General features: G+C 35.1%; 24 protein-coding genes. 19 read left to right on the forward strand and 5 right to left on the reverse strand.

Annotated elements, in window-relative coordinates:
• The first annotated feature begins 63 nt into the window (after nucleotides 1–63).
• The 13 genes from ACSHWW_RS06860 to ACSHWW_RS06920 all read left to right on the forward strand — a co-directional run bounded on the left by ACSHWW_RS06860 (nucleotide 64) and on the right by ACSHWW_RS06920 (nucleotide 12,541).
• Nucleotides 64–873 (forward strand): DUF4412 domain-containing protein, encoded by an 810-nt coding sequence (locus ACSHWW_RS06860; protein ID WP_435681691.1) that lies wholly within the window; start codon nucleotides 64–66, stop codon nucleotides 871–873.
• A 12-nt stretch (nucleotides 874–885) separates the two neighbouring features.
• A complete protein-coding gene (locus ACSHWW_RS06865; protein WP_435681692.1) occupies nucleotides 886–1,914 on the forward strand; it encodes an OmpA family protein in 1,029 nt (342 codons plus the stop codon).
• Nucleotides 1,915–2,005: 91 nt separating this feature from the next.
• Nucleotides 2,006–2,689: an RluA family pseudouridine synthase gene (locus ACSHWW_RS06870; RefSeq protein WP_435681693.1), complete on the forward strand. Its 684-nt coding sequence runs from the start codon at nucleotides 2,006–2,008 to the stop codon at nucleotides 2,687–2,689.
• 85 nt (nucleotides 2,690–2,774) lie between these two features.
• A complete protein-coding gene (locus ACSHWW_RS06875; protein WP_435681694.1) occupies nucleotides 2,775–4,160 on the forward strand; it encodes an aldehyde dehydrogenase in 1,386 nt (461 codons plus the stop codon).
• A gap of 87 nt (nucleotides 4,161–4,247) precedes the next feature.
• Nucleotides 4,248–4,457, forward strand: coding sequence for a DUF2945 domain-containing protein (locus tag ACSHWW_RS06880; RefSeq protein WP_435681695.1), 210 nt, complete (start codon nucleotides 4,248–4,250; stop codon nucleotides 4,455–4,457).
• Between the two features lie 41 nt (nucleotides 4,458–4,498).
• Entirely contained in the window at nucleotides 4,499–4,807 is a 309-nt protein-coding gene (locus ACSHWW_RS06885) for a hypothetical protein (RefSeq protein WP_435681696.1), read from the forward strand.
• Nucleotides 4,808–4,811: 4 nt separating this feature from the next.
• Nucleotides 4,812–5,429: an L-threonylcarbamoyladenylate synthase gene (locus tag ACSHWW_RS06890; RefSeq protein ID WP_435681697.1), complete on the forward strand. Its 618-nt coding sequence runs from the start codon at nucleotides 4,812–4,814 to the stop codon at nucleotides 5,427–5,429.
• A 1-nt stretch (nucleotide 5,430) separates the two neighbouring features.
• Nucleotides 5,431–5,850, forward strand: coding sequence for a hypothetical protein (locus tag ACSHWW_RS06895; RefSeq protein WP_435681698.1), 420 nt, complete (start codon nucleotides 5,431–5,433; stop codon nucleotides 5,848–5,850).
• A gap of 23 nt (nucleotides 5,851–5,873) precedes the next feature.
• The gene (locus tag ACSHWW_RS06900) at nucleotides 5,874–6,515 is read left to right on the forward strand and encodes a DUF1801 domain-containing protein (RefSeq protein ID WP_435681699.1); all 642 of its coding nucleotides are present in this window, start codon (nucleotides 5,874–5,876) and stop codon (nucleotides 6,513–6,515) included.
• Between the two features lie 116 nt (nucleotides 6,516–6,631).
• Entirely contained in the window at nucleotides 6,632–7,465 is an 834-nt protein-coding gene (locus ACSHWW_RS06905) for an alpha/beta fold hydrolase (protein WP_435681700.1), read from the forward strand.
• Nucleotides 7,466–7,641: 176 nt separating this feature from the next.
• Nucleotides 7,642–8,262: a carbonic anhydrase gene (locus ACSHWW_RS06910; protein WP_435681701.1), complete on the forward strand. Its 621-nt coding sequence runs from the start codon at nucleotides 7,642–7,644 to the stop codon at nucleotides 8,260–8,262.
• Between the two features lie 151 nt (nucleotides 8,263–8,413).
• Nucleotides 8,414–10,339, forward strand: coding sequence for a transglutaminase domain-containing protein (locus ACSHWW_RS06915; RefSeq protein ID WP_435681702.1), 1,926 nt, complete (start codon nucleotides 8,414–8,416; stop codon nucleotides 10,337–10,339).
• 24 nt (nucleotides 10,340–10,363) lie between these two features.
• Nucleotides 10,364–12,541, forward strand: coding sequence for a DUF3857 domain-containing protein (locus tag ACSHWW_RS06920; RefSeq protein ID WP_435681703.1), 2,178 nt, complete (start codon nucleotides 10,364–10,366; stop codon nucleotides 12,539–12,541).
• Nucleotides 12,542–12,544: 3 nt separating this feature from the next.
• On the opposite strand, the gene ACSHWW_RS06925 is transcribed toward ACSHWW_RS06920, so the two are convergent.
• Entirely contained in the window at nucleotides 12,545–13,549 is a 1,005-nt protein-coding gene (locus ACSHWW_RS06925) for a hypothetical protein (RefSeq protein ID WP_435681704.1), read from the reverse strand.
• A gap of 249 nt (nucleotides 13,550–13,798) precedes the next feature.
• Here ACSHWW_RS06925 and ACSHWW_RS06930 point away from each other — a divergent pair, with 249 nt between their 5' ends.
• Nucleotides 13,799–13,921, forward strand: coding sequence for a hypothetical protein (locus ACSHWW_RS06930; RefSeq protein WP_435681705.1), 123 nt, complete (start codon nucleotides 13,799–13,801; stop codon nucleotides 13,919–13,921).
• 32 nt (nucleotides 13,922–13,953) lie between these two features.
• A complete protein-coding gene (locus ACSHWW_RS06935; protein ID WP_435681706.1) occupies nucleotides 13,954–14,556 on the forward strand; it encodes a pseudouridine synthase in 603 nt (200 codons plus the stop codon).
• Here the strand turns inward: ACSHWW_RS06935 and ACSHWW_RS06940 are convergent.
• The 4 genes from ACSHWW_RS06940 to ACSHWW_RS06955 form a co-directional block, all read right to left on the reverse strand.
• Nucleotides 14,533–15,141: a hypothetical protein gene (locus ACSHWW_RS06940; RefSeq protein WP_435681707.1), complete on the reverse strand. Its 609-nt coding sequence runs from the start codon at nucleotides 15,139–15,141 to the stop codon at nucleotides 14,533–14,535. The genes ACSHWW_RS06935 and ACSHWW_RS06940 overlap by 24 nt on opposite strands.
• A gap of 126 nt (nucleotides 15,142–15,267) precedes the next feature.
• On the reverse strand, nucleotides 15,268–16,578 hold the full coding sequence (murA, locus tag ACSHWW_RS06945; protein ID WP_435681708.1) for a UDP-N-acetylglucosamine 1-carboxyvinyltransferase: 1,311 nt from the start codon (nucleotides 16,576–16,578) through the stop codon (nucleotides 15,268–15,270).
• A gap of 148 nt (nucleotides 16,579–16,726) precedes the next feature.
• Entirely contained in the window at nucleotides 16,727–17,395 is a 669-nt protein-coding gene (locus ACSHWW_RS06950; protein WP_435681709.1) for a DUF4290 domain-containing protein, read from the reverse strand.
• Nucleotides 17,396–17,463: 68 nt separating this feature from the next.
• Nucleotides 17,464–17,751, reverse strand: coding sequence for a DUF493 family protein (locus ACSHWW_RS06955; protein ID WP_435681710.1), 288 nt, complete (start codon nucleotides 17,749–17,751; stop codon nucleotides 17,464–17,466).
• A 26-nt stretch (nucleotides 17,752–17,777) separates the two neighbouring features.
• Between ACSHWW_RS06955 and ACSHWW_RS06960 the strand changes: the two genes are divergently transcribed.
• The 4 genes from ACSHWW_RS06960 (at nucleotide 17,778) to ACSHWW_RS06975 (ending at nucleotide 21,614) form a co-directional block, all read left to right on the forward strand.
• Nucleotides 17,778–18,359: an AAA family ATPase gene (locus tag ACSHWW_RS06960; RefSeq protein WP_435681711.1), complete on the forward strand. Its 582-nt coding sequence runs from the start codon at nucleotides 17,778–17,780 to the stop codon at nucleotides 18,357–18,359.
• On the forward strand, nucleotides 18,356–20,242 hold the full coding sequence (locus ACSHWW_RS06965; protein WP_435681712.1) for a RecQ family ATP-dependent DNA helicase: 1,887 nt from the start codon (nucleotides 18,356–18,358) through the stop codon (nucleotides 20,240–20,242). Before ACSHWW_RS06960 ends, ACSHWW_RS06965 begins: the two co-directional genes overlap by 4 nt.
• The gene (gene fmt / locus ACSHWW_RS06970) at nucleotides 20,235–21,194 is read left to right on the forward strand and encodes a methionyl-tRNA formyltransferase (RefSeq protein WP_435681713.1); all 960 of its coding nucleotides are present in this window, start codon (nucleotides 20,235–20,237) and stop codon (nucleotides 21,192–21,194) included. The genes ACSHWW_RS06965 and fmt overlap by 8 nt, the downstream gene beginning before the upstream one ends.
• Nucleotides 21,195–21,341: 147 nt before the next feature.
• On the forward strand, nucleotides 21,342–21,614 hold the full coding sequence (locus ACSHWW_RS06975) for an HU family DNA-binding protein (RefSeq protein WP_435681714.1): 273 nt from the start codon (nucleotides 21,342–21,344) through the stop codon (nucleotides 21,612–21,614).
• Nucleotides 21,615–21,632 lie beyond the last annotated feature (18 nt).

Genomic DNA, 21,632 nt, shown 5'->3' on the forward strand with positions numbered 1-21,632 from the left:
CAGGCAAGACTTTTACATAGCTTTGGGTACACTTAAATCATAAGTTCTTAAACTCAAGGTGAAATGAAAAAAACAATCTTTTTAATCGCATTCATAATATGTGGTTGTGGAACTACACAAGCTCAGTTTTTTAAAAAACTAGGTAAGAAAGTTTCACAAGCTGCAGAGAAAGCTGTGGAACGCAAAACGGAGCAAAAAACGACTAAGGAAACCGAGAAGGCCTTTGACTCTACATTTAATAAAAAACGTAAAAAGAAAACAAGATCTGGAACGCTAGGAATGTCCAGCACTATTCCAGCAGATAGTTATGAGTTTGAATACAAAGTAGAAATGCAGTTCACAACAAAGAAGGAAGTTATGGACGTCAACTACTTCTTACCACAATCTGAAAATTATCTATGTGCTCAAGTAAAAGATGATAGAATCAAAGATGATTTTTACACCGTATTTGATATTGATAGAGACGCCATGTTTACCTACATGAAAAACGATGGTAAAAAAATTAAAATGGCTGTTGATTTGAAAACCGAAGATTCTGATGATGATGATGATACAATCGATATTGCCGCTACTGGAAATTCTAAGGTCATCATGGGTTATAACTGTCTTGAATATAAAATGACAGGAAAAGATATGACTGCAACCATATGGGTAACACAAGATGTAGATATTCGTTTTCCTAGTACTTTTTATGACGTAGAGCAAAATCAAAACAATCAAGCATGGATGAAAGATATCGACGGTTGGGCGATGGAAATGGTGATGATTGATACCTCTAGAAGAAAACCACAAACCATTACCATGAAGTGTTTATCAATTGAAACTACAGACTTTAAAATCAACTCTTCTGACTATCAAAGTCTTAATTATTAATACATATTTAGAATGCGATTTACTTATACCATATTATTTCTCTCCATTTTTTGTGTCGTTAAAGCACAAGATCATTCTATATGTCCTGATGTAAATGGAGCTGTAGATCATCCTATACTTGAAAAATATAACAACAGCTGTATAGTTGCTTATAGCGAGTCTAAATTTGATGCAGTTACATTTCCTATATCAAAGATTACTTCTCAAGAAGGTGCAGCACAAGAACTAACTGAAGAAGGAAAAGTTATTAATATCATTTATGGTATAGAAAACACTCAAAGAGCAACTGTTCTTGAAGTACAAAAAAACTATGAGCAGGCATTAGTAAATGGGAATTTTGAAATCGTGTATTCGGCATTTGGGAAGAAGAATATATCAGGATTCTATAAACTTCAGTCAGTTTATAAAACATTTGGTGATGTGAAGGTTCTCACACAGTATCAATACATAAAACCTAAAAGTTACTTTAGGTTTTCTATGTCTAGTCATAACAGCAATATTAATAATGATGATGCTTATTTTGTAGCAAAAGGGAAAAGAGATGGAAAGATTTATACCGTTGCATTATTCATACATTATAATAGAACAAGCTGGAAAGGTCTTACAGACAATATATTTGTGAGTGCACAAATTGTAGAACAAGAAGACATGGAAACAGGACAAGTAACTGCCGCTTCCATTGATGAAAAAATCAAGAACGAAGGGAAAGAAGTTTTCCATAATATCCTATTTGATTTTGGCAGTGATCGCCTCAAGCAAGAATCATTTGCCATTATAGAAACACTGGCTGGTTATTTAAAATCTAATCCTACTCAAAAGTATTTTATTGTAGGTCATACAGATAATGTAGGATCCTTAGCTTCAAATCAAACTCTTTCTGAAAAAAGAGCCATCACTGTTTTGAAAACTCTAACCACTACTTATGGGATTCCTGCAACTCAAGTGAGCGCTCATGGAGTAGGTCAATTATCTCCACTAGCTATTAACTCAACAGATGATGGTAGAGCACTGAATAGACGTGTTGAGGTTGTGTTGCAATAAATACTTTATTACTAATAATTAAAAGAATTAACTTCTTAAGATCTTTAATTTAGTCAACTACGTATTTTACCTTTGTAATTGATTTTATTTTATGTCCATATTCAACCGCATCCTTTTTGAAGACAACCACTTAATTGCTGTAAACAAGCAGTCTGGAGACTTGGTGCAAGGTGATAAAACAGGTGATGTGATATTACCTGATTTAATTAAGGATTATATAGCCAAGAAATATGACAAGCCTGGAGCTGTATTTCTAGGAGTTACGCATCGATTAGATCGACCTACTAGCGGTGTGGTGGTTTTTGCACGTACTTCTAAGGCATTACCACGCATGAACAAGCTATTTGCTGAACATAATACTAAAAAAACCTATTGGGCAGTGGTAGAAGGAACTACTCCTCATAAACAGGAACGATTAGTACATCACCTGGTGCGCAATACCAAACAAAATAAAAGCTACGCTCACGATCATGGAGTTCCTAATTCCAAAGAAGCAATTCTTACCTATAAAGTAATTCAGAAACTAGATCGTTACACACTACTTGAAATAGCGCTAGAAACCGGTAGACATCATCAAATTCGTGCGCAGTTAAGCAAAATAGGTTGTGTGATTAAAGGCGATTTAAAATATGGCGCGCGACGAAGCAATAAAGATGGTAGTATTCATTTACATGCACGTCAGCTAGAATTCATTCATCCTGTAAAGAAAGAACCTGTTAAAATTATCGCTCCAGTTCCTACGGGCGATGCGATATGGAAAGCGGTAAGTAAATAGTGCTCACCTTTTTATTTTAAGAAAATCATAGCACTACTCGAGATGATTCTGTTCTATCTTTAAAATTCAAGATACAGTAACTACTATGAGTACAGCAAGTGATATTCAATCCTTACATAAAGACCACCAAGACCACTTTAAGTCCCAACAGACTAAAGATGTCAACTACCGCATTAAGTCACTCAAAAAACTAAAAGCGGTCATAGAACGCAAAGAACAACAAGTTTATCAAGCACTAGCAAGTGATTTAGGTAAAAGCGAGTTTGAAGCTTTTATTACAGAATATAATGTCATCACTGGCGAACTCGATAAATACATTAAGAAAACTAATAGTTGGTCTAAGCCTAGAAAAGTAAGACCGTCATTACTTAATTTTCCTTCCAAAGCACGACGTTACCCAGAACCTTATGGAAATACGCTCATTATATCTCCATGGAATTATCCTTTTCAGCTCGCGCTGGCTCCATTGATAGGTGCTGTGGCGGCAGGAAATACAGTGACTTTAAAACCTAGTGAATTCTCAACAGCAACTTCTCAATTACTTCAAGAAATAATTGATGAGGCATTTGAGTCACAGCACGTAAAAGTGATTCAAGGTGATGCAGATGTGGCAAAAGAACTAACAAGTCTCAAATGGGATTATATCTTCTTTACGGGAAGTCCGCCGGTGGGAAAAGCCATTTATCAGGCAGCGGCAAAGCATTTAACGCCAGTAACTCTAGAGTTAGGTGGTAAAAATCCGTGTGTTGTTCATGAAAGCGCAAATCTTAAAGTAGCGGCGCGACGTATAGTTTGGGGAAAGTTCCTCAATGCTGGTCAGACTTGTATCGCACCCGATTATATTCTCGCTCATTCAAGTGTTAAGAACCAACTTGTAGAAAACATAAAAACTGAGATCACTAATTTCTTTGGTTCTCAGCCTAAGGATAGTCCAGATTTCCCTAGAATCATTAGAAAAGAACATTTTGAGAAACTGGTAGAAATGTTTAAGAATGAACATATTATCACTGGCGGCGCACATGACATGGAAGAATTGTACATCGCTCCTACTCTAGTTGATGAACCACAACGAGATAGCAAGGTGATGGAAAATGAGATTTTTGGACCTATCCTGCCTATCATTTCTTATCAGTCCCAGGAAGATCTTATAAATTGGATTGATTCTTATGAAAAATCGCTGGGCGCTTATGTATTCAGTAACAATACAGATTTTGAACAATGGTTCATCAACCGTTTTTCTTATGGTGGCGGCGTGATTAATGATAGTATTGTGCAGTTTGTAAATGAGCGTTTGCCTTTTGGTGGCGTGGGAAATAGTGGCATAGGAAATTATCATGGCAAGAAAACTTTTGAGACTTTTTCTCATCTTAAAGGTGTGGTCCATCGCGGCACATGGCTCGACATTCCAGTAAAATATGCTCCTTATTCTGGCAAACTTAATTTGATTAAGAAAGCGCTCAACTGGTTGTAGACTTCATAAAACTTTATTAAGAATTGCTTAAGGTGTTGTTATTACGCTTTCGCGAAAGCGTGATTCTCATTACCTTTAAAATAAAAAATGATACGAGAAGGAAGCAAAGTAGAATGGGAATGGGGAAACGGAACAGCAACTGGAAAAGTGATTTCCACTTACACTGAATCTGTTACAAAAACCATTAAAGGTAACGAGGTAACTCGCAATGGAGAAAGTGGTGATAAAGCACTTTACATTGAGCAAGAAGATGGCGACAAAGTGCTCAAATTAGAAAGTGAAGTTAAAAAAGCCTAATAATGAACTTTAATGATTAACTTTATAGGTAATTATAGATTATGATTTATAGTACCACTTCTACAGAATTGCAAGCGTTGATTTTTTCATCTACAGACTGGATGATTTTATCTATAGTTACTTGCGTCATAGGGTTTGGTACTCTATTGGTTTATCGCTTCTACAATGAAAACCATCATAAAACTAAGAAGTCTGTGATGATTAAAATAGACCGCAACGGTAAGCACCGTTATGAGATTAAGGAAGACGTGGATAACGACCGCGCGATTTTCTGGATGAAGGTTGTTTTCTTTATCATTGCAATAGGTTTATTGTGTATCCCTATACATAGCTGGCTTTACAAATCATAAAATCATGGCACAATTAGTAAGAATATACGAGGACAATCCAAGTCCTAAGGAATTACAGCGCATAGCACGAGCTATGAAAGATGGTGCACTCGTTATTTATCCTACAGATACGGTTTACGGTTTAGGCTGTGACATCAATCATAAAGGTGCTCTTGAAAAAATTGCCAAAATACGCGGCGTAAAACTTGAAAAAGCAAATTTCTCATTCATTTGTGAGAGCTTAAGTAATTTAAGTGAATATGTAAGCCAAATAGACACCTCTACTTTCAAAATCTTAAAACGTAATCTTCCAGGACCATATACGTTCATACTGCCAGGTAGCAATAATTTGCCTAGTGTTTTTAAAAAGAAAAAAACAGTAGGAATACGTGTTCCAGATAATTCCATTGCCATAGGCTTAGTTCAAGCTTTGGGTAATCCCATCATTTCAACTTCTATTAAAGATGATGATGAAGTTATTGAATACACAACTGATCCCAGCCTTATAGTTGAGAAATGGGATAACCTAGTAGATTATGTGATTGATGGTGGATATGGTGACAACATAGGTTCCACGGTTATAGATTTAACAGGTGATGATCCTGTTTTAATAAGAGAAGGAAAAGGAAGCGTAGATTTGTAACATGCGTGTAGAACGGTTAGTCTCATATATTTTATTAGGTATTGCCATAATACTTGTTATAGCAGCGTTTTTCAATCCTATTGTTGATATAAACTTTATAGAATCAGACACCTATTTTAAACAAGCGCATCGCGAGGCTTTGATTTTTTATGCTGCGTTCATGTCCATTCCAGCGTTTATGATGCTGCTGTGGTCTGATAAGAACAACTCATTTATTTCAAATATTTGCTGGTTGCTCTTGGCGGTATCGGTCATCATGTGTGGCGCTATTCTTTACCTAACTTATTATGTGAATCCATATGATGTAGGCTTTAACGATTATGTCACTTATAGCTGGTATGTTGCTTATGCCTTAATTGCACTCATCATTCTCACAATCATTTATTTAGTTTCTAAGCTTTTTAAAGTTGGGAAAGATTAAGACCTTGAGCTAACTCTAGAACTATGAACAAGGACATTAAAAATTATCTTGAGAATCTTACATCTTGGAAAGCTGAACTGTCAAGATTGCATGAGATAATTACTAAAAGTGAATTAAAAGAAGCTTTTAAATGGATGCATCCTTGCTATACCATAAATGATAAAAATGTTATCATTATTCATGGCTTTAAAGATTATTGTGCCATCATGTTCTTTAAAGGTGTGTTACTAAAAGATCCAGAAGATATTCTAGTACAACAAACTGAAAACGTTCAAGCTACCAGACAAATAAGATTTACAAGATTAGTACAAATCGTTAATCAGGAATCGATAATTGAAGAATATATTAAGGAAGCTATTGAAATTGAGAAGTCTGGTAAGGAAGTTCCCATGAAAAAGACCTCAGATTTTGAAGTTCCAGAAGAGTTAGAGTTTGAATTTAATAATGATAAAGATTTTGAAAAAGCGTTTTACAGTCTAACTCCTGGAAGGCAAAAGGGCTATCTGCTACATTTTACACAGCCCAAACAATCTAAAACTAAAACAGCACGAATCGTAAAAAACATGGAACGTATCAAAGATGGATACGGATTCCATGATTGTACCTGTGGCCTCTCCAAACGCAAGCCCAACTGCGATGGATCTCATAAACAATTAGAATCTTAATAAGTTTAAAATGAATTTCATCCTTATAGAATGAGATACTTCAAACTAAACTTTCACAAGAATTTAAAATCTTTCAAAATCCTGTTTTATATCTTTAAATAAAACAAAAATAAATTATGCCCTATTTAGAAAAAACAACCGCACAGCACGATGCTGATGTGAGTATATACTTTGAAGATCAAGGAGATGGACAACCTATTATTCTTATACATGGCTGGCCGTTGAGCGGCGCTATGTGGGAATATCAAGTTCTTGCTCTGATTGAAAACGGTTTCCGCGTGATCACATACGATCGTCGCGGATTCGGTAAATCATCACGACCATGGAATGGATATGACTATTCCACGATGGCCGAAGATTTAAATGATCTTATCGAGCAACTTGAATTAGAAAATGTAATATTAGTTGGTTTTTCTATGGGTGGTGGCGAGCTCGCACAGTACGTGGATACTTTTGGAACTAGTAAACTAGATAAACTCGTATTTATGAGTTCTATCGCTCCATATCTACTTAAAACAGACGATAATCCAGACGGCGCACCAGATGAAGTGTTCAAAGGAATGGAACAAGGAATAGCAACTAACCGTGCTGGATTCTTAAAAGATTTTGGTGCTGGATTTATGAACTTTGAAGATAATAAAGATCGAGTTTCTCAAGCACAACTAGATTATAACTTCCAGATTGCTATGGATGCTAGTCCTAAGGGAACACTAGATTGTATTGATGCTTTTGGTCGTACAGATTTACGAGACGCACTTAAAAAAATAGACATTCCTACCCTATTTATTCATGGAGATACAGATAATATCGTTCCTATAGAACCTAGTTCTAAACATGGTCATTCCATAGTTAAAGATTCAAAATTAGAAATAATTAAAGATGCACCTCACGGACTTTATGTAACTCACAAAGATGAAGTGAATAAATTACTCCTTGATTTTATCAAATAGATTCATTGAGAATTGATGAATGGCTGATATTTAATAAATGTCAGCCATTTTTTTATACTGTAATCATCAGGCATTAAGAAACTTATAAAATATTACGTTATAGATTTGTTAGAAAACTATAAAATATCAACCTTATTCTTTATTTTTCAGTCTAAAAATTTCGGTATATGAAAAATATGAGTAAAATCTTTGAGAATAACAAAGAATGGATCAAGTCTAAACTAGCATCAGATGATAAATATTTTGATAAACTAGCTTCTGGTCAAGATCCAGATATATTATACATAGGTTGTTCTGACAGTCGCGCTACTGCTGAGGAAATTATGGGATTAGGTCCTGGTGATGTGTTTGTACATAGAAACATCGCAAATATGGCATCTAACCTAGATTTAACTGCTATGGGCGTAATTAATTATGCGGTTCAACATCTTAAAGTAGATCACGTAGTAGTTTGTGGTCACTACGGCTGTGGTGGTGTTAAAGCGGCGATGCAATCACAAGATTTAGGTATTCTTAATCCGTATTTAAGAAATATACGTGATGTGTATAGAATGCATAAAGAAGAGTTGAATGCTATAGAAGATGAAGATAAAAGATACCGCAGATTAATTGAACTAAACGTTCAGGAACAATGCATTAATGTTCTTAAAACTAGTGATGTACAGATTGCGTTTAAGGATAGAGGAATCACTGTTCACGGTTGGGTTTTTGACCTTGCAACAGGAGAATTAATTGATCTTAAAATTGACTTTGCTGCTATCCTTAAGGATATCATGGAGATTTACCACTTAGATTAAAACCTCAATTTTTTTGGCATTATTTATGGTTTGATTAATTACGCTTTCGCGAAAGCGTAATTAATCATGCTCATAATTCAATAAAGTCTTCTTAAGTAAATACTTACCTAATAATGACTTTAATTTATATTTGCAGCTTTAACAATCTTACATGAAAATATTTGCTCAAGCAATAAGTCTCACCTTATTGTTATTACTAGGTTTCAATGCAACTGCACAAAAAGATAAACCTACCAGTCAAGAGGTTTCCAAGGCAAAAAAATTAAAATCCACTTATGAAGATGAAGATGTCGTTATCTCTGATAAATCGACTGAAATCACCTTTTCTCGTAATAGTAAAACCGGTAAGGTTGAAGTACGCGAAGAAATAGTAACTACATTCTTTTCTATCGCTCCGCGTGCAGATATAGGTTATAGCACTGGATATGATAATGAATCTTCTATTGAGAAATTAGAATTGCGTGATAAGCGTAATAAAAAAATGGCGTGGAATGTCATGGATGAGGCTTATTCTACAGAATCCATTTTTCATAATGACTATCGTGTAAAATATGCTAAGCTTACTTTCCCTTTACAAGGTTATGAGCGCACGGTGACTGAGATTAAAGAATACAAAGACGTTAAATACTTTACAACTGATTACTTTGTAGAACCTTACAGAGTTATGAAAGGAACGATGACTATCACTGTTCCAGACTGGTTAATAATGGATATTAAGGAATACCATTTTGGCGACAATGATATTAAGAAGCTATCAAAAAAAGTCCCTAATGGGAATCAAGTGACTTTTAAAATTAGCAATTTGAATCCTATGAAAAGAGAATACCGCATGCCTGGTAACTCTTTCATTTATCCGCATGTTTTATATCTCACGCAATCATTTGAAAACAGTAAAGGAGAAAAAGTAACATTGTTTAAAGAAACTCAAGATTTATATAACTGGTATTCTTCCCTAGTAAATGATGTTACCATTGAAACTGCAGATATTTCCATTAAAGTTAAAGAACTTACAAATGGACTAACCACTGATGATGAAAAGGTAAAAGCTATTTATTACTGGGTTCAAGATAACATCAAGTACATCGCATTTGAAGATGGAATTGCTGGTTTTAAACCAGACAGTCCACAGAATGTATATAATAAGAAATATGGCGATTGTAAAGGAATGGCTATTCTTTTAAAAACCATGCTCGTAGAAGCTGGATATGACGCGCGATTAGTATGGATAGGAACAGATAATATTGCTTATGATTACTCTACTCCATCGTTAAGTGTAGATAATCACATGATTACTGCTATCATGGTAAATGACAAACCTATTTTTATAGATGGAACTGAGAAATTCAATTCTTATGGAACATTTGCGACTAGAATTCAAGGAAAACAAGCTCTTATAGAAAACGGAGATAGTTTTATACTGCATAAAGTGCCACAAGCAACTCCAGATTTCAATCAGGAAATTTACAACGCTACATTTAAAATCGAAGGAACAGATTTAGTAGGTAAAATGAATAAAGAACTTACTGGAGAACAAGCTAGTAGTTTCTTATATGGTTTTACTGGAATGGAACAAGATAAACGTGAAGAAGTAATGTTAAAAGTCCTTACTGACGGTAACGATAATGCTACTATAGACAATGTGAGCGCATTTGACCCTACAGACCGAGATCAAACTCTCAAACTTACCTATGACATGAAAGTGTCTAATGCGGTAAGTAGTTTTGACGATAATTTATACTTGGAACTTGATCCAGTAAGATACTTATCAAACTGGACCATGGATGAAAAACGTAAGAACTCTTATAAAATGAGTAATACAAGAGTAGAGCAAAAAACCATTGCACTTGAATTACCAGCTGGTTACACGCTTGAAACTTTTCCAGAAGCCATTTCTATAGATAATCCATTCTTACACGTTGAAGCTAGTTATAAATTGAATGGTTCTACAATTAACTATACCTCAAAAATTAAAATAAAGAACCGCTTGATTGAAAAAAGCCAGTTCATCACATGGAACGCGGCTATAGAAGAGATCAAGAACTTCTATGACGAGCAAATCGTTCTTAAGAAAATATAACAAATACCTATTACTACTAGACTTATGAGATTATCATTAACTATTATCGCTTTGTGTTTTACTATACTAGCGCAAGGACAAAGCAAACTAGAGAAAGAATTGCGTGAGCAATTTTGGAATAAAACTGGAGCTCAAATTACGGCCATGGAAATTCCTGAAAAATGGAATGGCGAAAGTGCCGTAATTTTAAAAGATCACCGTTATATTCAATATATCAACAGTGGAAAAGTGGTTTATTTCAAATCAAATAAACATCAACTTGTAAAAATTCTAGATCAAGCTTCACTAGAAGGATTCTCTGAAATATCATTGAGTAAAGATTCTAAAATATCTTTCGGTTGGGGAACATCTTCTCGTAAAGAAACTACACTAGGGATACGTATTATAAAACCAGATGGTACAGAAAGTATAGTAGATGTAGAAGCTGAAGAGGTTGAGGAAGATGATGTACGTAAGATTGCAATCCCTAATCTTGAAATAGGAGATATCATAGATATATTTATTCAGACAGATCGTAAAGAAAGAGATTATGATGGACTAGATGTTTATCCAGCTGTAGAATCTACTATTAAGGACGAGTACCCTATTTTAGACTACCGCATCGCTGTAGAGGTTGAAAATGATTTCTTCTTAAACATGAACACGTTTAATGGTGCACCAGCGGTTAAAGAAGAAGAAACAGAACGCAACGCAACAAAAATGTACGTAGTTGAAGCAAAAAATGTTGAGAAACTAGAAACCAGCAGATGGTATTATCCACTAGTTGAAGAACCATCAGTCAAGCTTCAAGTGGCATTTGCACGTAGAAGATCAAACGAGTACAATGCTGAGATATTTAAAGGTGAAGATGGAGAACGTAAATCTGTTGCGACTAAGGCTGATGTATTAGATTACTTTGACCGTAAATTCAATAGAGCAAGTTCTTACAGTGCCAAAGAAGTGATCGCATACATTAAGAAAGGAAAATATAAAACCAAAGCTGAGAAGCTAAAAGCTGGGCTTGAGTTTATAAGATTCAATAGATATACTCGTTTCTTTGAACCTATTTTTGCTTACCAAGCAGATATTGTTACAGGAACACCTAAAACAAAATGCTGGGATCTTTACATGGGTATTTATGAAAATGATGCTCAGGTAATTAATGATTTGAGAGCTATATGTGAGTCATTCAAGATAGATTATGATATTGTTCTTGTACAACCACGATTTGATGGGAAACTAGACGATTTATTGATTAAGTCAAATGCTCGTGTAGGTCTTAAATTCAATACGCAACCAGAGTTGTTTTTCTTTGACTTTAATGAGAACATGACTTTAGAGCGCTTTCCAGAACAACTTGAAGGAGCTGAGGCTTATGTAGGTTCTGTAATCAAGAAAAAGAAAATATCTTCTGTTAAACGCACTACTCTATCTTCTTCTACTGCTGCAGAAAACGTATATCAAGAAAAACTAAAGTTGAAGTTGAATGACAATAAAAAAGGATTCCAAATGGATCGTGAGTTGTCTGCAACTGGACATTTTGAAAGAGAATATATGTTTACATGGATTCACTGGAGTGATTTTTTAAAAGAAGATTATAGTAAGTATGAGCAAGAGCACTTTTATGAATGTGGTAGTAAAAAACAAGTCGTAAAATATGCAGAACAGTTTGAAGCTCTTGAGACTAAGAAACTAGAAGAGTTTAGAGAACGTAGAGAAAAAGCTGCTGAACGTGAATGGAGTGCTGCAACCGTAAAAGATTATACTTCAAAGGTTATTGAGACAGGTCGTTATGGAGATGATTCACCGCTTATAGTTCAAGAAACGATGACACTTAATGATGGTTACATCAAAAAAGCTGGAAACAACTTAATTATTGAAATAGGTAAATTTATAGGTGGACAAGTTGAACTAGAGAAAAAAGAACGTGAGCGTACGGTTGATATTTATTTGAATCACGCTAAAACTTTTATCTATGAAATAGACCTAGAAATTCCAGATGGTTACACCATTAAAGGTTTAGACGCTTTAAATAATTCTGTAGATAATGCAACAGGTAACTTTATCACCACTGCAGTGATGGAAGGAAATACTTTAAAAGTAAAAACCATTAAAACTTATAAAAGCAATTATCTTAAAAGTGAACAATGGAATGATATGGCTCAATGGTTAGATGCTGCATTTGCCTTTAATCAAGCCAAAGTATTATTACAAAAAGGATAAGATTTAAAAGTCCCAAGATTGATAGCGCTCTAGAGATTTCTCTAGAGCGCTTATTTTTTGCTCCATTTTATTGAAAAATATAGAGCGTTCTTTCAATGATGCGTCTTTAAGAGATGTAGCTTGTCTCATTTGGTGTTGAAAAAACTCGTCCATACGATCTAATATATTACTACCACTAAATTTTATGTAACCCAACATAGTCATGGTGACAAAACCTGCAATGGCTTTATCATTCTTCTTCACAACCGCATTATTACTCATCAAGAGCAGTTCATGATAATAGATGTTATAAGAGTTGTCCATTAAATCAGCAGCTGCTTTTTTGACCAAGCTTCTAAGATCCTTACAAAGTTCCATGGCAACATCATTGTTAATGTAACCAGCCTCGTGGTAAAAATGAATTTGCTGCAAACTACTAGAAATCGTCGTGTCATTCCATATTTCAAGACGATTACATTGTTCAAACAGCACTCTATTTTTCTTAATTTGTTCCTTTAAACTAAGTGGTAAATGAAAATTCTCAAAACGCATTCCTTCCATGCTAGGATCCAGTAATTGCAACCACACATACATTTTAAAGCGAGCTAGCACCGTATCATTAAAATGGTGAAAAACAGGAATATCCTTAGCACTATAAATCCATTTTACGTTTTCCTTACCAGCCATTTTAAGATTAATTTCCATTTCGGCAAAATACTTTCCTAGAGTTTCAATTGAGTTAATTTTCTTTGTCGCCGTTCCCAGCGCCGTGAGATCTTGATGCGCCGTCATGATATGATCTAGAGAGAACTCGCCTACTCTTGCGAGCGTCATAGCTTCTTCAATTTCTAATTTTGCTTTCCCTTGAATTCTACGATATGCTGCATCATAACTTATGTCTAGAACATCTGCGAGATGTTGTATAAAGGATTTTGTATTGGGTTCGCTTTCGCGGAAGCGTTCTAGAATCAACTCTTGTACATTCATATCATTTGTGATTTTCACAAAATAAAGATAGTGAATTCTCATATCCCACAGATTGCTACGTGAAAATCAATATAGATTTGGGTTTTGATAAACTATAAATTATGAAATCTATACAGCTTCACAATCTATAAGGTCAAGTTAAAAATTTAGAATTATGGAAAAATAGCTGTATCTTAAAATATAATGAAGTTATTACATCTATTCATTCAGTCGCAATTTTACTAGTCGACTGATTGTATGGCGATACTAGAAATTATAGAAATGAATATAAACAAGCTAAAAACAATGAAGATGGAAAAGAAAAGATTTAAAAACGCAGAGGTTGAAGCTTATATTAAAGGAACCTTGAGACAATTAAAGTATTTGAGATCTCGATGGTTGAATCCTTCTAAGGTTAAAAGAGTTAAAAATTAGCATCACATTTTATAATTGCTGATTTTTGCAGCATGCACAGACATTTCTTGATTTATAAACCTTATCGCATGTTGAGCCAGTTCATGACCAATGATAGGCATCAAAAAAACAAGAAATTTTTAGGTGATTTACATGATTTCCCAGATGATACAATGGCTGTAGGACGTCTCGATGAACATTCTGAAGGTTTATTACTCATCACTACAGACGGGCAATTGAGTAACCACATCAACAAATCTGGTAAAGTTGATAAAGAATATGCTGCACAAGTTGATGGCATTATGACTGCTGCTGCCGTAGAACAAATGGAAACTGGAGTTGAAATAAGTATTAATGGTGCCGTTTACAACACTAAGCCTTGTAAAGTGGAATTACTTGATAATGCTCCTAGCCTACCTGAAACCAAACAAAAAATAAGAGATGATCGTCACGGTCCTACTTCTTGGGTGAGTGTGATTCTTAATGAAGGGAAATTTAGACAAGTACGTAAAATGACAGGTGTAGTAGGATTTCCTACCTTACGACTGGCAAGAATAAGAATAGGTGCTTACACAATTGCACATTTAGAAGGTAAACCAGTACTAGAAATTAAGGATGCAGAATTGAGAGCATTACTCCTTAATAACGATGAGTAATGATTTAACACCAGCATTAATCATACAGATTTTCTGTTCCATCACCGTTCCATCTTCATCTCTTATCACGATACCAGACGTATTAGGTGCTGAGTATCCTTGATTTAAAGCCTCTATTTCTATCTTATTAAAGCCATCTTTAAGTATGATATTAAAACCTTGAGAAGCATTAAGAAGTGTCATATCTGTAATAAGAATTTCATCATTAAGCCATATACGCACACGATCACCATCTTCAAGTCTAGGATCCCAAAGTGTCATTTGCAAAGTTTCCTTACCGGTTCTTAACTCACCTAAATAGGTGTCGTTAACAAAATTCCCTGGTGCTCGATCTGTTTTAAATTTTTGACCTTTAAACTTTACGCCTGGATCTAGTAGATCAGTTTTTTGAGTCATATCTATGGTAGGAGTTTCACTAGGTCTTACATAAGTCTTCTTCTCGGTAGTACTAGGAAATAACATCGATCCACTTGTACTTGTTCCAGAAGGAACTGGTTCAATAGTACGAGACGTCGTTGTAGGTAATTCTTGGGCAGTAATTAAAAAGCCCGATAATAGTAAAAAGGATAAAACAATCTTCTTCATGATTTAAAACTAGCAAAAGTCTTGCCTAAAACGTTGAAATTTAGACTTAATTATGATTTTAGGGTATAAAAAAACTTGATATACGCTTTCGCGAAAGCGTATATCAAGTTCTTACTACACAAATTATTAAGCTAAGCGTTCAATCTTTGCTCCTATTTTCTTTAATCGCGTATCGATATTTTGATAGCCACGATCGATTTGCTCGATATTGTGAATCGTGCTCGTTCCTTTTGCACTTAGCGCTGCGATAAGTAATGAGATTCCTGCACGTATATCTGGAGAAGTCATAGTAGTTGCTTTCAAGCTTGATTTAAAATCGTGCCCTTGAACACTAGCTCTATGCGGATCACAAAGAATAATTTTTGCGCCCATATCAATCAGTTTATCCACAAAGAATAATCTGCTTTCAAACATTTTTTGATGGATGAGAACACTACCTCTAGCTTGAGTTGCTACTACGAGAATGATACTTAATAAATCTGGTGTGAATCCTGGCCACGGCGCATCGGCAATGGTGAGTATGGATCCATCGATGTAATTCTGAATTTCATAACCATCTGTATGAGCTGGGATAAAGATATCATCTCCTCTACGCTCGATGGTAATTCCTAGTTTTCTAAACGTATCTGGAATAATACCTAGTTCATCAAATGCTACGTTCTTAATAGTTACTTCACTTTTAGTCATGGCAGCAAGACCTATCCAGCTACCTATCTCAATCATGTCTGGTAAAATCGTATGAGTCGTTCCACCTAATTTTTTAACACCATTAATGGTAAGCATGTTAGAACCTATTCCTTTAATGTCTGCGCCCATTCTTACGAGCATTTTACACAATTGCTGTAAATAAGGTTCACATGCTGCATTATAAATAGTAGTTTCACCTGTGGCGAGTACGGCAGCCATTACTATGTTTGCCGTTCCTGTTACAGATGCTTCATCGAGCAACATGTAAGCTCCATGTAATTCGTCTGCCTCTACTCCATAGAAATACTCTTCTTTATTGTACCTGAATTTTGCTCCTAACTTGATAAATCCTTCAAAGTGAGTATCTAATCTTCTACGACCTATTTTATCTCCTCCAGGACGTGGGATATATCCTTTCCCAAAACGAGCTAATAACGGACCTACTAACATAATCGAACCTCTCAATCCACGACCTTGAACTTTATAATCCTCAGATTGTAAGAAGTCTAGATCAACTTGATCTGCCTGAAATGTGTAGGATTCTGGACCATTTTTAGTCACCTTAACTCCTAGGTTATTTAATAAAGCAATGAGCTTGTTAACGTCTATAATGTCTGGAACGTTATTAATACGTACCGGTTGGTCTGTAAGTAAGACTGCACAAAGTATTTGTAGCGCTTCGTTTTTTGCTCCTTGTGGTTGAATTTCACCCTTTAACTGGTGTCCACCTTCTATAATGAATGTTCCCATTTTTAAATCTTATTATTATTTAAAAATAAGGGTATGCTAGCTGTTGCAAAAGGATTCTTGAATTATCTATTCATATTTAATTAACAATCCTATTAACTAAAAAAGCAGCCTCATGGGCTGCTTTAATTATTGAAATCGTCAGGTGTAATTATCTAGAACGCTTATTGTTGCGGTTATTAGATTTATAATTACGTTTCTTGTTGTTATTACGTATAGGATTTGTACTGTGATCTCTACGACCTACAGCTTTATGAATCAAAGATTTAGAATCTAATAGATCTTGATCTTTATCTGCGAGATTAATCTCTCCATTACTCATTTCAAACAAATGCTTGAAAATCACATTATCATCTACAGAGTCTTTATTCCAGTTCAAGAACGACTTTTTCATGTGATTTGCGATAATGAAAGTAAGAGCTTCACGCTTCTCACCTTTTTCCCAGCTTACCGCTACATTAATCATGTTCTGGATATTATTCCCGTAGAAACGATATTTAGGTTTCTTTTGAGGATAAGGCATGCGATCTGGTGAAGCATCGAGTTGATCTTTATCTGGTAATGGATAAGGAGAATCTACATCTAGTTCAAAATCGGCTATGATAAATAATTGATCCCATAATTTATGTTGGAAATCTGCCACATCACGCAAGTGCGGATTCAAATTACCCATCACTCCTACTATGGCTGTTGCCATGCGGTTGCGTTCTTCTTTAGTCTTGAGCTCTTTGCAATGCTCAACTAATTTTTGAATATGTCTTCCATATTCAGGTATATTGAGATGATTACGCTCTGTGTTGTATTCTAATGATGGTACCAAATTGATATTGTATTACTTGTGAAGAGCTGCAAAATAAACAATTTACAGCAATTAAATTGACATTACTATTATAAAGAAATAACTCCTTCTACAGCACCTACTTCTTTATACTTTTCAATCACAGCATCGGGAGATTTCATGACTACTGTTATGGAAACACTAGTGTAAGTTCCTTTGCTAGATTCTTTATTAACTATTACTGCTCCTATGTTATCAAATATTTGAGTGATTTGATGAATCTTTTCTGGTTGAGAAGGAACAATAAATTTATATAAATATTTACTGGGCCATGTGCTCGTTTCTTCTAGTTGAGATTTAAGCTTTTGGTAAAATTCTGCTGAGTTCTTAGGATCCATAGTTAAAAAGAGAACAAAGATAAGTCATGCGAGTAGGCTTTTCTACAATTGAATTTAGTTATTTTGTACCAGTTATGGAAGACAAGAAAAGAATCTTACTTATAGGTGGACCAGGATCTGGTAAAACCACTTTAATTCAACACATGGAATCGCAAGGATTACTCGTGCATCACGAGATATCCAGGCAAGTCATTCTTGAAGCTCAAGAGAAAGGAATCGATCAATTGTTTCTTACAGATCCGCTAGCTTTTAGTAATAGTTTACTCGCAGGTAGAATTAATCAATTCAATAATGCGGTTTCAGGACTTAATTTTTACGATCGTGGAATACCCGATGTTCCAGCATATCATGTTTTTACAGGAGATCCTATCCCAGATGATTATCTAGCAGCATGTAATGAATATATCTATGACATGGTATTTTTATTACCACCATGGAAAGAGATTTATCAATCTGATAATGAACGCTATGAAACCTTTGAGCAAGCACAAACTATAAGTGATATTCTAAAAGAATTCTACGAACGTTTTAATTATAAACCTATCGTGATTCCTAAAGGAACGATTGAGGAACGCTATTCATTTTTAATATCTCAAATAAACGATTGAATCCAGCCGCAAAACATATCTTAAAAAACACCTTTGGGTTTGATGACTTCAGACCTAGACAGGAAGCGATTATAGACGCTGTTGTTAATAATCAAGATGTGCTCGCACTACTACCTACCGGTGGAGGAAAATCATTATGTTATCAGATTCCTGGAATGTTGCGTGACGGTATTTGCATTGTCGTTTCTCCACTGGTCGCACTCATTAAAGATCAAGTAAACGCATTAAAGATAAAAGGTGTAAAAGCTATAGGAATCACAGGCGGTATTTCCTATCAAGACCTCGATGATATACTAGATAATTGTATTTATGGGCAATATCAGTTTCTTTATTTAAGTCCAGAGCGATTACAGCAAAGTCTCGTTCAGGAACGTATCGCTCGCATGAAAATTTCACTCATCGCAGTAGATGAAGCACATTGTGTGAGTCAATGGGGACACGATTTTAGACCAGCTTATAGAGACATTAAAATATTAAGGAACATTCATAAAAAAGTTCCAGTAATTGCTGTTACTGCTACCGCAACGGTAGACGTGCAACAAGATATTATAGAAAGTCTGGAATTACAGCAACCTCAAATATTTAAGAATAGTTACTTGAGACCTAATATAAGTTATCACATTACTGAGTCGCAAGATAAAAATAATGCCTTTGTACAATTTTATAAAAATCAAGCTGGCAGTTCTATTACGTATATAAGAAGTCGTAAAAATGCAATTGAGTATTCTAGATTATTAACCACAAATGGGATTTCCTCTGGATTTTATCACGGTGGATTAAATAATAAGGTGAAAATAAAAACAGCTCAATCCTGGATGCAAAATGAAACCCAAGTCATGGTGGCGACTAATGCCTTTGGGATGGGAATCGATAAACCTGATGTGCGCAGCGTCGTTCATTTACAAATTCCGGATAGTATAGAAAGTTATTACCAAGAAACAGGACGAGCTGGACGTGATGGAAATGAAAGTATTGCACAGTTTTTTTTTAATGTTAATGATGTCATTCATGCTCAAAATCAGTTTCTTAAATCACTACCTACGATAGAAAAAGTGAAATTTATTTATCGCAAGTTGAACAACTATTTGCGCATCGCTATGGGAGAAGGCGAGAATACCACGCACCAACTCAGCTTTACAGATTTTGCTAGTCATTACTCTATTAATGGCGTTTTGTGTTATAATGCGTTGCTCACGCTGGATCGTTTTAGTGTGATCAGTCTTTCTCAAAGTTACCATAGAAGGTCTAGTTTACGCTTTCGCGAAAGCGGGAACAACATACTTCAATTTCTCAAAAATCGACCTGCCATGAACGCCATCGTGCAAGCCATACTGCGCACTTATGGAAGCAGCACCTATCAAAACCTAGAAATCAACACCTCTATAATTGCTTTACGTAGTAATACTAGCCAGACTGATGTGATTGAAACTCTTAAAATGCTTGAAGAAAAAGAATTTATAGAAGCGCAAATCACAGACGCCGATACTCAAATTACTTTCTTAGAACCACGGGATGATGATCGTACCATTAACCGTTTTTCTAAAACTTTACAGCAACAAAATGATGTCAAAAAAGATAAACTTTCCCAAATATGTAAACTAGTTTCACAGAAAGAGGATTGTGTAAACGTTTTGATTTTAAGATACTTTGGTGAAGAATCACAACCTTGCGGGAAATGCAGTCAGTGTAAAAATGGCTTAAGAACTATAAACCATATCATGCTGCTTAAAAATGCCCTGCAAACTGCAGATTTAAATATGCAGGAAATTGCATCTTTGCGACCAGAAAGTGAAAAAGAACAATTAGTGATCGCATTAAAGGAACTTCTCGATCAAGGAAAAGTTCAATTAAGTGATCGTCATAAATATACCTGGAATGGATAAGTCATTGAATATTATATTTTTTGGAACACCAGAGTTTGCAACTGGTGTGCTAGAAACGCTGCATGAATCACATCATAATGTAGTCGCTGTGGTGACTGCGGTAGATAAACCAGCAGGTCGTGGTAGAAAATTGAATGAGAGTCATGTAAAGCAATATGCCGTCTCTCAAGGTATTCCCGTATTACAACCGCCTAATTTAAAAGCACCTGAATTTATTGAAGAATTAGAAAGTTACCGTGCAGACTTACAGGTAATCGTAGCCTTCAGGATGCTACCTAAAGTGGTGTGGAGCATGCCAGCGCTAGGAACATTTAATTTACACGCGAGTTTATTACCAGAATATCGTGGTGCCGCTCCGATTAATTGGGCCATTATAAATAGAGACTCAATAACTGGAGTTACCACATTCTTTATTGATGAAAAGATTGATACTGGAGCTATTATAGATCAATTGAGCTGTCCTATTGAAGCAGATGAGAATGTAGGTTCCTTATATGGTAAGCTCATGAAGCTAGGAAGTGAACTGTCTTTAAAAACGGTTAATGACATTGCGGCAGGAAAAATAACTACTCAAAAACAACCTTTGAGTGGTGTTTTAAAAGAAGCTCCTAAACTAAACGCTCATAACACAACGATCGATTGGAATTGCAATGTGGAAGATGTAGATGCACTCGTGAGAGGTCTATATCCTTATCCTGTTGCAAAGGCGCAATTGATTCAGGATAAGGCTGAAACTATAAAGGTTTACAAAACTACCATTGAGGTCATCGCTCATAAAATGAAAACGGGTAGCATCGTCATAGAAAATGATGTTATAAAAGTAGCTTGTAAGAATGGCTTCTTACATATTCATGAACTTCAATTACCTAATAAAAAGAGAATGGACTCAAAAAGTCTTCTCAATGGATTTCAATTCCTCGCCAACGCTAGATTTGACAATGGGTTGCAATAAAAGCTTATGAAATGGCTTAACTTATTAACAATTGCTTAGTTTTATAAACAAATTGTGGCATTTATCGCTCTAATCCTTGTGTGGTAGTATATTCCGTATAAATTTGTTACTCGTTTTAGTTTAACCAACATTAATTTAACTACAATTATGAACAAAACAGATTTAATCGAAGGAATGGCAGAGCATGCTGGAATTTCAAAAGCAGCAGCAAAAAAATCATTAGAATCTTTCTTAGGAAACGTTGAAAAATGTCTTAAAAAAGGTGACCGTGTTTCTCTAGTAGGATTCGGATCTTTCTCAGTTTCTAAAAGAGCTGCACGTGAAGGTAGAAACCCACAAACAGGAAAGACTATCAAAATCGCTGCTAAAAATGTAGTGAAGTTTAAAGCAGGTAGTGATTTACAGAAAGCTGTAAACTAATTTCCTACTTTATTTAAA

Origin of the sequence: Nonlabens sp., from assembly GCF_051251825.1 — a bacterium.
Classification (GTDB): domain Bacteria; phylum Bacteroidota; class Bacteroidia; order Flavobacteriales; family Flavobacteriaceae; genus Nonlabens.

Coding starts and splice junctions, on each gene's coding strand:
- ACSHWW_RS06860 (WP_435681691.1), top strand. CDS start 64: ATGAAAAAAACAATCTTTTTAATCGCATTCATAATATGTGGTTGTGGA.
- ACSHWW_RS06865 (WP_435681692.1), top strand. CDS start 886: ATGCGATTTACTTATACCATATTATTTCTCTCCATTTTTTGTGTCGTT.
- ACSHWW_RS06870 (WP_435681693.1), top strand. CDS start 2,006: ATGTCCATATTCAACCGCATCCTTTTTGAAGACAACCACTTAATTGCT.
- ACSHWW_RS06875 (WP_435681694.1), top strand. CDS start 2,775: ATGAGTACAGCAAGTGATATTCAATCCTTACATAAAGACCACCAAGAC.
- ACSHWW_RS06880 (WP_435681695.1), top strand. CDS start 4,248: ATGATACGAGAAGGAAGCAAAGTAGAATGGGAATGGGGAAACGGAACA.
- ACSHWW_RS06885 (WP_435681696.1), top strand. CDS start 4,499: ATGATTTATAGTACCACTTCTACAGAATTGCAAGCGTTGATTTTTTCA.
- ACSHWW_RS06890 (WP_435681697.1), top strand. CDS start 4,812: ATGGCACAATTAGTAAGAATATACGAGGACAATCCAAGTCCTAAGGAA.
- ACSHWW_RS06895 (WP_435681698.1), top strand. CDS start 5,431: ATGCGTGTAGAACGGTTAGTCTCATATATTTTATTAGGTATTGCCATA.
- ACSHWW_RS06900 (WP_435681699.1), top strand. CDS start 5,874: ATGAACAAGGACATTAAAAATTATCTTGAGAATCTTACATCTTGGAAA.
- ACSHWW_RS06905 (WP_435681700.1), top strand. CDS start 6,632: ATGCCCTATTTAGAAAAAACAACCGCACAGCACGATGCTGATGTGAGT.
- ACSHWW_RS06910 (WP_435681701.1), top strand. CDS start 7,642: ATGAGTAAAATCTTTGAGAATAACAAAGAATGGATCAAGTCTAAACTA.
- ACSHWW_RS06915 (WP_435681702.1), top strand. CDS start 8,414: ATGAAAATATTTGCTCAAGCAATAAGTCTCACCTTATTGTTATTACTA.
- ACSHWW_RS06920 (WP_435681703.1), top strand. CDS start 10,364: ATGAGATTATCATTAACTATTATCGCTTTGTGTTTTACTATACTAGCG.
- ACSHWW_RS06925 (WP_435681704.1), bottom strand. CDS start 13,549: ATGAGAATTCACTATCTTTATTTTGTGAAAATCACAAATGATATGAAT.
- ACSHWW_RS06930 (WP_435681705.1), top strand. CDS start 13,799: ATGGAAAAGAAAAGATTTAAAAACGCAGAGGTTGAAGCTTATATTAAA.
- ACSHWW_RS06935 (WP_435681706.1), top strand. CDS start 13,954: ATGCACAGACATTTCTTGATTTATAAACCTTATCGCATGTTGAGCCAG.
- ACSHWW_RS06940 (WP_435681707.1), bottom strand. CDS start 15,141: ATGAAGAAGATTGTTTTATCCTTTTTACTATTATCGGGCTTTTTAATT.
- murA (WP_435681708.1), bottom strand. CDS start 16,578: ATGGGAACATTCATTATAGAAGGTGGACACCAGTTAAAGGGTGAAATT.
- ACSHWW_RS06955 (WP_435681710.1), bottom strand. CDS start 17,751: ATGGATCCTAAGAACTCAGCAGAATTTTACCAAAAGCTTAAATCTCAA.
- ACSHWW_RS06960 (WP_435681711.1), top strand. CDS start 17,778: ATGCGAGTAGGCTTTTCTACAATTGAATTTAGTTATTTTGTACCAGTT.
- fmt (WP_435681713.1), top strand. CDS start 20,235: ATGGATAAGTCATTGAATATTATATTTTTTGGAACACCAGAGTTTGCA.
- ACSHWW_RS06975 (WP_435681714.1), top strand. CDS start 21,342: ATGAACAAAACAGATTTAATCGAAGGAATGGCAGAGCATGCTGGAATT.